The sequence below is a fragment of the Microbacterium sp. Leaf351 genome, from assembly GCF_001423825.1.
GTDB classification, from domain to species: Bacteria; Actinomycetota; Actinomycetes; order Actinomycetales; family Microbacteriaceae; genus Microbacterium; species Microbacterium ginsengisoli.
In genome coordinates, this window is sequence record NZ_LMPK01000034.1 from 177,149 (window position 1) to 187,776 (window position 10,628).

9 protein-coding genes are annotated in these 10,628 nt (G+C 71.6%); all 9 read right to left on the reverse strand.

What is annotated here, in order from left to right; genetic code table 11:
* Positions 1 to 541 (reverse strand): PCRF domain-containing protein (locus tag ASG00_RS18170; RefSeq protein WP_235559505.1); only part of this gene is annotated, 541 nt, incomplete at its 3' end.
* Between the two features lie 27 nt (positions 542 to 568).
* Entirely contained in the window at positions 569 to 2,494 is a 1,926-nt protein-coding gene (gene rho / locus ASG00_RS10975; RefSeq protein WP_056209590.1) for a transcription termination factor Rho, read from the reverse strand.
* Positions 2,495 to 2,659: 165 nt separating this feature from the next.
* Entirely contained in the window at positions 2,660 to 3,601 is a 942-nt protein-coding gene (gene thrB / locus ASG00_RS10980) for a homoserine kinase (RefSeq protein ID WP_137877572.1), read from the reverse strand.
* Positions 3,592 to 4,680 carry a threonine synthase gene (gene thrC / locus ASG00_RS10985; protein WP_056209506.1) on the reverse strand — a complete coding sequence of 363 codons (1,089 nt, stop codon included), beginning with the start codon at positions 4,678 to 4,680 and terminating at the stop codon, positions 3,592 to 3,594. The genes thrB and thrC overlap by 10 nt, the downstream gene beginning before the upstream one ends.
* A gap of 1 nt (position 4,681) precedes the next feature.
* The gene (locus ASG00_RS10990) at positions 4,682 to 6,007 is read right to left on the reverse strand and encodes a homoserine dehydrogenase (protein ID WP_056209509.1); all 1,326 of its coding nucleotides are present in this window, start codon (positions 6,005 to 6,007) and stop codon (positions 4,682 to 4,684) included.
* Positions 6,004 to 7,413: a diaminopimelate decarboxylase gene (lysA, locus tag ASG00_RS10995; RefSeq protein WP_056209512.1), complete on the reverse strand. Its 1,410-nt coding sequence runs from the start codon at positions 7,411 to 7,413 to the stop codon at positions 6,004 to 6,006. The genes ASG00_RS10990 and lysA overlap by 4 nt, the downstream gene beginning before the upstream one ends.
* Before the next feature lie 125 nt (positions 7,414 to 7,538).
* Complete coding sequence (locus ASG00_RS11000; protein ID WP_056209514.1) at positions 7,539 to 8,354, reverse strand: LmeA family phospholipid-binding protein; 816 nt, start codon at positions 8,352 to 8,354, stop codon at positions 7,539 to 7,541.
* A gap of 7 nt (positions 8,355 to 8,361) precedes the next feature.
* Complete coding sequence (gene argS / locus ASG00_RS11005) at positions 8,362 to 10,029, reverse strand: arginine--tRNA ligase (RefSeq protein WP_056209518.1); 1,668 nt, start codon at positions 10,027 to 10,029, stop codon at positions 8,362 to 8,364.
* Positions 10,030 to 10,071: 42 nt separating this feature from the next.
* Positions 10,072 to 10,628, reverse strand: a 557-nt coding sequence (locus tag ASG00_RS11010; protein ID WP_235559501.1) for a transglutaminase-like domain-containing protein, incomplete at its 5' end; no start/stop codon positions are given.

Below are 10,628 nucleotides of genomic sequence, written 5' to 3' on the forward strand. Positions count from 1 at the left end.
GCACCCCGCCCTCGTACTTCAGATGCGCCCACACGCCCTGCGACGGGTCGCCGGGCGCGCCCTTGATCGCGACCTGCACGTCCTTGTAACCGCCGAGGTCGGACTCGTTGCGCTCGAGCAGTTCGGTCTTCCACCCCATCGAGGCGGCGTACTGCAGGTACATACGCAGCAGATCGGCGGCGAACAGCGCGCTCTCCGCGCCGCCCTCGCCCTGCTTGATCTCCATGATCACGTCGCGCGCATCGTCGGGATCACGCGGAATCAGCAGGCGTCGCAGGCGCTCCTGCAGGGTCGCCAGGCGCTCCTGCAGCGCCGGGACCTCCGCCGCGAAGGCGTCGTCCTCGCGGGCGAGCTCGCGCGCGGCATCCAGATCATCGGATGCCGCGCCCCACGCCTCGTAGGCGTGCACGATCTTCGACAGCTCGGCGTAGCGCCGGTTGACGCGCTTCGCGCGCGCCGCATCGGCGTGCACGGCCGGGTCGGAGAGCTCCTCCTGGACGGCCTTGTGCTCGTCGATCAGCTGGCGGGCCGAGTCGAACATCGCGGGTTCAGCCACGGCGAACCCGGATCAGCGGATGTTGTTCTCGTGTCCGTGCGAGTGGCCGCCACCGGCGGGCGCCGGGATCGACTTCTGCATCTGCACGAGGAACTCGACGTTCGACTGCGTCTCCTTGAGCTTGCCGAGCACGACCTCGAGCGCCTGCTGGGCGTCGAGGCCGGCGAGTGCGCGGCGCAGCTTCCACGTGATCTTGACCTCGTCGGCCGACAGCAGCATCTCCTCGCGGCGCGTGCTCGACGCGTTGACGTCGACGGCCGGGAAGATGCGCTTGTCGGCGAGCTGGCGCGAGAGGCGCAGCTCGCTGTTGCCGGTGCCCTTGAACTCCTCGAAGATGACGTCGTCCATCTTGGAGCCGGTCTCGACGAGCGCCGTCGCGAGGATCGTCAGCGAGCCGCCGTTCTCGATGTTGCGCGCGGCGCCGAAGAAGCGCTTGGGCGGGTACAGCGCCGAGGCGTCCACACCGCCCGAGAGCACGCGGCCGCTCGTGGGCGCTGAGACGTTGTAGGCGCGGCCGAGACGGGTGATCGAGTCGAGCAGAACGACGACGTCGCGACCGAGCTCGACGAGGCGCTTGGCGCGCTCGATGGCGAGCTCGGCGACGGTGGTGTGGTCTTCGGCGGGACGGTCGAAGGTCGAGGCGATGACCTCGCCGCGGACCGTCCGCTGCATGTCGGTGACCTCTTCGGGCCGCTCGTCGACGAGCACGACCATGAGGTGGACCTCGGGGTTGTTGGTCGCGATCGCGTTCGCGATCTGCTGCAGCACGATCGTCTTGCCCGCCTTCGGGGGCGCGACGATCAGGCAGCGCTGACCCTTGCCGATGGGGGCGACCAGGTCGATGATGCGCTGCGTGAGCTTCTCCGGCGCCGTCTCGAGACGCAGGCGCTCCTGCGGATAGAGCGGGGTGAGCTTGCCGAACTCGACGCGGTTCTCGGCGTCGTCGGGGGCGAGGCCGTTGACCGAGTCCACCTTGACGAGGGCGTTGTACTTCTGGCGGCTGGGTGCCTCGTTCTCGCGCGGCTGCTTGATCGCGCCGACGATCGCGTCACCCTTGCGCAGGTTGTACTTCTTGACCTGACCGAGCGAGACGTAGACGTCGCTCGGGCCGGGAAGGTAGCCGGTCGTGCGCACGAAGGCGTAGTTGTCGAGCACGTCGAGGATGCCGGCGATCGGCAGCAGCACGTCGTCTTCGCCGATCTCGGTCTCGAACTCGTCACCGGTCTGGCCCTGACCGCGGCGCTTGTTGCGCTGACGGTTGCGGCTCTGGGCAGGGGTCTGCGCGCCGCCGGCGATCGCTGGGGCGGCCTGCGCGTCGTCCGAGGACTCGCTCGCGGCGGGCGCCTGGCCCTGCTCGCCGCCGTTGGCGTTGCGGTTGCGGTTGCGGTTCCGGTTGCGGCTACGGCTGCGACGACTGCCGGTGGGCTGCTCGCCCTCGGCGGGCTCGCCGTCGGCCTGCTCGGCGCCCTCGGTCTCACCGGCCGCGGCGGCGTCGGCCGGCGCCTCGTCGGCGGCGGATGCCGCGGCATCCCCCTCGGTGGCCAGGTCACCCTCGACGGTGTCGATCGCTGCCGGCTCGACCGCGGCGGCGTCAGCGGGCTCGGCGAAGGATGCGGTGAGCTGCGCAGCGAGGTCGTCGTCGACGGCCGACTGCGCGCTCTTCAGGCTCGCACCGAGCTCGGCGGCGCGAGCGATGACGGTCTTGGCGTCGACGCCGAGGTCGGCGGCGAGTGCCGAGACGCGGCGGCGGGCGGGCTTACGGGCCGTCTTGCGCGCGGGTGCGTCGGCCTCGGCAGCGGGCGCGTCGGCGGCCGCGGGGGTGGCATCGGCCGGCGCCGGCTGGTCGCTCGGCACCTCGATGTCGGGGCCCTCGAACGGCAGCGCCGCGTCGGCCGGGGTGGTGTTGTCTTCGGTCTGGATCTCGGAGATGGACTCCACGAGTACTCCCTTGTAGAGGATGGGGCGCGCGACGACTACGGACATCGACAGAGAGACATCCGCCCACCCGAAGAGGATCCTCGGGACCGATCGAGCGTGGCTCGGAAATCGGATTTCAGGGATCGCGCGGTTTCGCAGATTGCGACGGAGGCCGTGTAAACGACGTTACGAGGCACCCTCCGCGTCGGTGTTCACTGTACCACCCCTCACATCGACGGCCAGCATGAGCGCCTCCCACGGCGTTTCGGTGCGCGTCGCGGCGAGGGCCGCCGCCTCGAGGCGACGGCCCGGGCCGTCGGCGAGCACGAGCACGCTCGGGCCCGCCCCCGACACGACGGCGGGGAACCCCGCCGCGCGCAGCTCGCGCACGAGGAGATCGGTCTCCGGCATCGCTGCGGCCCGGTAGTTCTGGTGCAGCTTGTCCTCGGTGGCGGCCATCAGCAGCTCGGGGCTCTGGGTCAGAGCGGCGATCAGCAGCGCCGAGCGGGACACGTTGAACACCGCGTCCTCGCGCGACACCTGCAGCGGCTGCAGGGAGCGCGCCACGGACGTCGACATGGTGAACTCGGGCACGAACACGATCGGCGAGACGCCGCGGTGCACGAGCAGCTTCTTGTGCTGCGGACCGAGCTCGTCGACCCAGGCGATCGTGAGGCCGCCGAACAACGCCGGCGCGACGTTGTCGGGGTGCCCCTCGAGCTCGGTCGCGAGGCGCAGCAGCAGGTCGGGGCCGAGCTCGACGTCACCCTCGAGCAGGCCCTTCGCGGCGAGCAGGCCCGACACCACCGCGGCGCCGGAGGACCCCATGCCGCGGCCGTGGGGGATGACGTTGTGGGCTTCGAGCCGGATGCCGGGCAGCGTGCGCGACACGGCCTCGAACGCGTAGGCCATCGCACGCACGACGAGATGCGAGGCATCCCGCGGCACGCCGTCGGCGCCCGCGCCGGTGACCTCGATCTCGAGGCGGTCGTCGGCGAGGGCTGTGACCGTCACCTCGTCGTAGACGCTCAGCGCGAGGCCGAGCGTGTCGAAGCCCGGGCCGAGGTTCGCGCTCGTCGCCGGCACGCGGACGACGGCGCGACGGCCCGGGGGCACGCTCACGCGGATGCCTCGGCGGGCGCGAGGCCGAGCACCGAGGCGACCTCGCTGGTCGCCGCGTCGACGACCGTGGGGGTCACGTCGACGCCGTCCGCGCCCTTGAGCACCCACTGGGGGTCCTTGAGCCCGTGGCCGGTGACGGTGAGCACGACACGCGCGCCGGCGGGGATGACGCCCGCCTCGGCACGGTCGAGCAGGCCCGCGACGCTGATCGCGGAGGCCGGCTCGACGAACACGCCCGCCGTCTCGGCGAGGAGCTTCTGCGCCGCGAGGATCCGTGCGTCGTCGATCGCGCCGAAGTAGCCGTCGGTGGCCTCTCGCGCCTCGATCGCGAAGTCCCAGGAGGCGGGGTTGCCGATGCGGATGGCGCTCGCCACCGTCTCGGGGTTCTTCACGACCTCGCCCCGCACGAGCGGCGCCGAGCCCTCGGCCTGGAACCCGAACATGCGCGGCACGCGGGTCGAGACACCGCGGTCGGCCTCCTCACGGTAGCCGCGGGTGTAGGCCGTGTAGTTTCCGGCGTTGCCGACCGGGATGAAGTGGAAGTCCGGGGCGTCGCCGAGCTGCGAGACGACCTCGTAGGCCGCGGTCTTCTGGCCGTCGATGCGGTCGGGGTTGACGGAGTTCACGAGGTGCACCGGGTAGTGCGCTGCGAGCTCGCGGGCGATCTCGAGGCAGTCGTCGAAGTTGCCGCGCACCTGGATGAGGCGCCCGCCGTGGGCGACCGCCTGGCTGAGCTTGCCCATCGCGATCTTGCCCTCGGGCACGAGCACGGCGGCGGTGATGCCGGCGTGCGCCGCGTAGGCCGCGGCCGACGCGGACGTGTTCCCCGTCGACGCGCAGATGACGGCCTTCGCGCCGTGCTCGACGGCGCGGGAGAGGGCGACGGTCATGCCGCGGTCCTTGAAGGAGCCGGTCGGGTTCATGCCCTCGAACTTCACCCAGACGTCGGCGCCCGTGCGCTGCGACAGCGCCGCGGCCGGGATGAGCGGCGTGCCGCCTTCCCCGAGCGTGACGACGGTGGATGCCTCGGTCACCCCGAGGCGGTCGGCGTATTCGCGCAGGACTCCGCGCCAGACGTGTGCCATGTCAGTTCCCTTCGACGCGCAGCACCGAGACCACCCGTGCGACGACCTCGCTCGCGGCGAGTCGTTCGACGGTGGCGCTCAGGTCCTGCTCCTTGGCCTTGTGCGTGCCGATGACCAGACGCGCGGTGGCCGCGGCATCCGATTCACCGATGGTGGTGGTCTGCTCGACCGTGGCGATCGAGACGTGGCCGTCGCTGAGGAGTCCGGCGACGGTGGAGAGGACGCCCGGCTGGTCGACGACCTCGAGCGTGATCTGGTAGCGGGTGACGACGCGGCCGACCTCGACGACGGGGAGGTTGGCGCGCGTGGACTCCCCCACGCCGACACCGCCGGCGATGTGACGGCGTGCGGCCGACACGACGTCGCCGAGCACGGCGGACGCGGTCTGCACGCCGCCGGCGCCGGCGCCGTAGAACATGAGAGGGCCGGCGGCCTCGGCCTCGACGAACACGGCGTTGTTGGCGCCGTGGACGCTCGCGAGGGGGTGGCTGCGGGGAACGAGCGCCGGGTAGACGCGCACCGAGATCGCCTCACCGGTCGGGCTGTCGTCCTGTCCGTCGAGGCGCTCGCACACCGCGAGCAGCTTCACGACGTAGCCGGCGTGACGCGCGGCATCCATGATCGCCTTGTCGATGGCGGTGATGCCCTCACGGTGCACGGCCTCGAGCGGCACGGCGGTGTGGAAGGCGAGGCTTGCGAGGATCGCGGCCTTCTGCGCGGCGTCGTAGCCCTCGACGTCGGCGGTCGGGTCGGCTTCGGCGTATCCCAAGCGCTGCGCGTCGGCGAGCACGTCGGAGAATTCGGCACCCTCGGTGTCCATGCGATCGAGGATGTAGTTCGTCGTGCCGTTGACGATGCCCATGATGCGTCGCACGCGATCGCCCGCGAGCGAGTCGCGCAGCGGACGGATGATGGGGATGGCGCCGGCGGCGGCGGCCTCGTAGTAGACCGAGGCGCCCACGCGGTCGGCGGCCTCGAAGATCTCGGGGCCGTGCGTGGCCAGCAGCGCCTTGTTCGCGGTGATGACGTCGGCGCCCGAGCCGATCGCGCTCAGGATGTGTTCACGGGCCGGCTCGATGCCGCCGATGAGCTCGATGACGATGTCGCTCGAGGCGATGAGGCTCGCCGCGTCGGTCGTGAACAACTCGCGAGGGAGCTCCGTGTCGCGCGGGGCGTCGAGGCTGCGCACGGCGATCCCTGCGAGCTGGAGACGGGCGCCCGCGCGGTCGGCGAGCTCGTCGGCGTGCTTGAGCAGCAGGGCGGCCACCTGGCTGCCCACCGCGCCGGCGCCCAACAGGGCGACGCGCAGCAGTCGGTAGTCGGTCATGCGTTCCTTTCGAGGGCGACCCCGGCATCGCGCGCCAGGAGGTCATCGATGGTCTCTCCGCGCACGATCACGCGCGCCTCGCCGCCGCGCACGGCGACGACGGGCGGGCGGGGCACGTAGTTGTAGTTGCTCGCGAGCGAGAAGCAGTAGGCACCTGTCGCGGGCACGGCCAGCAGGTCGTCGGCGGCGACGTCCCCGGGAAGGTATTCGGCGTCGACGACGATGTCGCCGGACTCGCAGTGCATGCCCACCACACGTACGAGTGCCGCATCGGCGCTGCTCACACGGCTCGCGAGTCGCGCGGAGTAGTGGGCGCCGTACAGCGCGGGGCGGGCGTTGTCGCTCATCCCGCCGTCGACGCTCACGTAGGTGCGGGTGAGGTCGTCGGAGACCCGCACCGGCTTGACCGTGCCGACCGTGTACAGCGTGACGCCGGCGGGTCCGACGATCGCGCGTCCGGGCTCGAAGGCCAGGTGGGGGATCGGGATGCCGCGCTCGGCGCACGCCAGCGCGACGCCGTCGACGATCTGCTCCGCGAGCTCGTCGATCGGGCTCGGCACGTCGACCCGGGTGTAGGCGATGCCGAACCCGCCACCGAGGTTCAGCACGGGCACGGCACCGGCGGCGAGCAGCTCGGCGTGCACGGCCACGAGACGGCGGGCCGACTCGGCGAAGCCGGCCGACCCGAAGATCTGGGAGCCGATGTGGCAGTGCAGTCCGATGAACTGCAGGCCCGCAGTCGCACGGATGCGGGCGACGACCGCCGGCGCATCGGCGAGGGCGAAGCCGAACTTCTGGTCCTCGTGGGCGGTCGCGAGAAAGTCGTGGGTCTCGGCGTGCACGCCGCTCACGACCCGCACGAGCACCGGCTGGGTCGCCCCGGTGCGAGCGACGATCGCGCTGAGCCGATCGAGCTCCTCGAGACTGTCGAGGACGATCGAGCCGACGCCCGCGGCGACGGCGCGCTCCAGCTGCGCGACGGACTTGTTGTTGCCGTGCACGCCGATGCGGGACGGGTCCGCGCCGGCCGCGAGCGCGACGGCGAGCTCACCCTCGCTCGCCACGTCGACGGCAAGACCCTCCTGGGTCACCCAGCGCACGACCTCGGTCGACAGGAACGCCTTGCCGGCGTAGTAGACGCGCGCCGACACCCCGTGTCGTGCGGCCGCCGCCGTGAAGGCCGCGAGCGTGTGGGAAGCACGGCCCCGCACCTCGTCCTCGTCGATCACGTAGAGAGGGGTGCCGAAGCGGGCCGCGAGCGCCGGTGCGGTGACGCCCGCGAGCTGCAGCGCGCCCGCGGCATCCCGTGTCGCCGACGCCGGCCACACACGCTCAGCCAGGTCATTGGCGTCGCGCGGCACCTCGAGCCAGGTCGGCACGGTGGGGCGGTCGGGCGAGGCGGACACGGACGGGAACCAATCGACGGATGCTGCGGCGCGGTGAAACCCACGCGCCCGCACCGTGCGGCGCGGTGACACAACGGGACGGCACGAGTCTAGGGCACCGGGCATACAGCGCCGGGGATGGGCGGCTAGCCGCACGAGCCCTTCTGGCGCAGCGAGGCATCGGTGAGGATCCTGCCGTCGATCGAGAACGTCGCCGCGAGATCGGATGCCTCGACCGAGACCCCCGTGAGGGTGATGCCACGGGGGATGCTGCCGGCCACGCAGATCGTCCACGACTGGGTGAGCGGCGCGGCCAACGCCCCGAATCGTGCCCGCACGTCGTCGGCGGTGGCCGTCGCGCCCGCGATCTGGAGCGAGGCCGGGGTGAGCACGAGTGCACCGTCCTTCGCGGACGGCGTGAGCGCGATCGACACCGGGATCTGCGCGCCGAGGAAGGACAGCTGGCTCGAGGCCGTCACGTTCGGCGCGGCGAGCCCGACCGATTCCGCAGGGAATCCCTGCTGTGCGGCGAGCAGGGTGCGCAGCTGCTGCTCGTCGAGGCGGATGGTGCCCTCGCCGCCGGTCATGGCGTGATCGTTCCACAGGTCGAGGCCGTGCAGCGTGACGTCGGCCGCGCCCGTCACCCCTCCGGCGCTCACCTGTGACGAGGAGACGCGCACCTCGTCGAGACGCCCGCCGATGAGCTGGGGGATGACCTGACCCGACAACTGCACGTCGACCTGCTGATCTGCCGGCAGCGCCAGCTGACTCTTGACCTGCTGCTGGATGACCGAGGTCACGATCGCACGGGCGATCCCGTCGCCGGCGAACCAGGCAGCCACCGCGAGCACCGCCACGATGACGATCGCGACGACCCACACGACCCACCGGCGTCGGCGGCGCGGCGCGGCATCCTGCTCGGGGATCTCGAACGGGAACGTCGATCGGGCGTCGTCGGTCACGGATGCCTCACATGCGGTCGGGGGCGCTCACACCCAGCAGATCGAGGCCGTTGCGCAGCACCTGGCCGGTGGCGTCGTTGAGCCACAGGCGGGTGCGGTGCACGTCGTCGATCGTGTCGTCGCCGAGCGGGATGACGCGGCAGTTGTCGTACCAGCGGTGGTAGAGACCGGCGAGCTCCTCGAGGTAGCGCGCGACGCGGTGCGGCTCGCGCACCTCGGCGGCGAACGCCACGATGCGCGGGAACTCCTGCAGCGCCCCGAGCAGCGCGCTCTCGGTCTCGTGCGTGAGCAGCTCGGGTGCGAAGGCCGAGCGGTCGACCCCGGAGTCGGCCGCGTTGCGGGCGACGTTGTGCGTGCGCGCGTGGGCGTACTGCACGTAGAAGACCGGGTTGTCGTTCGTGCGCTTCTGCAGGATCTCGGGGTCCAGCGTCAGCGGCGAGTCGGCCGGGTAGCGCGCGAGGGAGTAGCGCAGCGCGTCGGTGCCGAGCCAGTCCCGCAGGTCGTCGAGCTCGATGATGTTGCCCGCGCGCTTGCTGAGGCGTGCACCGTTGACCGAGACGAGCTGGCCGATGAGCACCTCGATGTCGCGGTCGGGGTCGTCGCCCGCCGCGCCCGCGAGCGCCTTGAGTCGGTGCACGTAGCCGTGATGGTCGGCGCCGAGCAGGTAGATCTTGTGCGCGAAGCCGCGGTCGCCCTTGTTCAGGTAGTAGGCGGCGTCGGCGGCGAAGTAGGTGTACTCGCCGTTCGAGCGTCGGATGACGCGATCCTTGTCGTCGCCGAACGCGGTCGTGCGCACCCACACCGCGTCGTCCTGGTCGAACACGTGGCCCTGGGCGCGCAGCCGGTCGACCGCCTCGTCGACGAGGCTCGGCCCGCCGTCCTCGGGCTGTGCGTGCAGCATGCGCTCGGAGAACCACACGTCGAAGTGCACGTTGAAGCGCGCGAGCGAGGCCTGGATCTCGCCCAGCTGGTACTCGTAGGCGAGATCGCGCGCGACGATCACCGCCTCGTCGGCGTCGAGGTCGGCGATGTCGGGGCGGGCGGCGAGCACCCGGCGGCCGAGGTCGTCGATGTAGGCGCCCGCGTAGCCGTCCTCGGGGGCCTCTCCCCCGGTGGCCGCGGCGAGCACCGAGCGGCCGAAGCGCTCCATCTGCGCGCCGGCGTCGTTGATGTAGAACTCGCGCACGAGCGTCGCACCGCTGGCGAGGAGCAGTCGCGCCACCGCGTCGCCGAGCGCCGCCCAGCGCGTGTGGCCGATGTGCAGCGGACCGGTGGGGTTCGCGCTGACGAACTCCAGGTTGATCGTGTTGCCGTGCTGGCTCTCGTTCGTGCCGAACGCGGCGCCCGCCTCGACGATGACCTTCGCGAGTGCGCCGGCGGCCGCGGCATCCAGTCGGATGTTGATGAAGCCGGGGCCTGCCACCTCGACGCTCGCGACACCGGGCGCCGCCGTCAGGGCGTCGGCGATCTCGGTCGCGAGCTCGCGCGGGTTCGCCCCGAGGCCCTTGGCGAGCTTGAGCGCGATGTTCGAGGCCCAGTCGCCGTGGTCGCGGTTCTTGGGACGCTCGAGGACGATGTCGGATGCCGCGAGCTCGCCGCCCGCGCCCTCGCGTCGCCGCTCGGCGGCGGGACGGACGACATCGAGCAGGAGCGTGGAGAGGGCTTCGGGATCCATAGCCCGACAAGTCTACGGGCGGGCGCGGCGCATCCTTCCGCGTCAGACGAGCTGCACGAGCGACTCGTGGTCGTCGACGGCCGGGTCGACGAGCTCCTCGGCGGGCTGCCCCTCGGGGACGTCGGTCACCCACGCGTCGACGTTCATGCGGGCGAGCCGCACGTTGCCGCCGTAGTAGCTGAGGAACGCGCAGTCGGCCGCGTCGCGCCCCGTGGCGATGCGCACGAGCGAGCGGCGGTTCGCCAGGCGGGTCGCGTCGATCACGTACCAGGCGCCGTCGTGGTATGCCTCGGCGACGGCGTGGAAGTCCATCGGGCGAAGACCCGGCGCGAAGCAGGCTGTGTAGCGGGCGGGCATGTCCATCGCGCGCAGCAGCGCGATCACCACATGCGCGTAGTCACGGCAGACGCCCTGCCCGGTCATGAGGGTGGTCACCGCACTGTCGGTGCCGAGGCTGAGTCCCGGGGTGTAGGTCGTGCTCGTCGAGACGAAGGAGGTGACCGCGGCGATGAGGTCGTGGCCGGTGAGGCCCTTGAACTGGCGTCGGGCCTGCGTGAACACCTCGTCGGACTGGCAGTAGCGGCTCGGCCGCAGGTAGG

Coding starts and splice junctions, on each gene's coding strand:
- thrC (WP_056209506.1), bottom strand. CDS start 4,680: ATGGCACACGTCTGGCGCGGAGTCCTGCGCGAATACGCCGACCGCCTC.
- argS (WP_056209518.1), bottom strand. CDS start 10,029: ATGGATCCCGAAGCCCTCTCCACGCTCCTGCTCGATGTCGTCCGTCCC.
- ASG00_RS10990 (WP_056209509.1), bottom strand. CDS start 6,007: ATGACCGACTACCGACTGCTGCGCGTCGCCCTGTTGGGCGCCGGCGCG.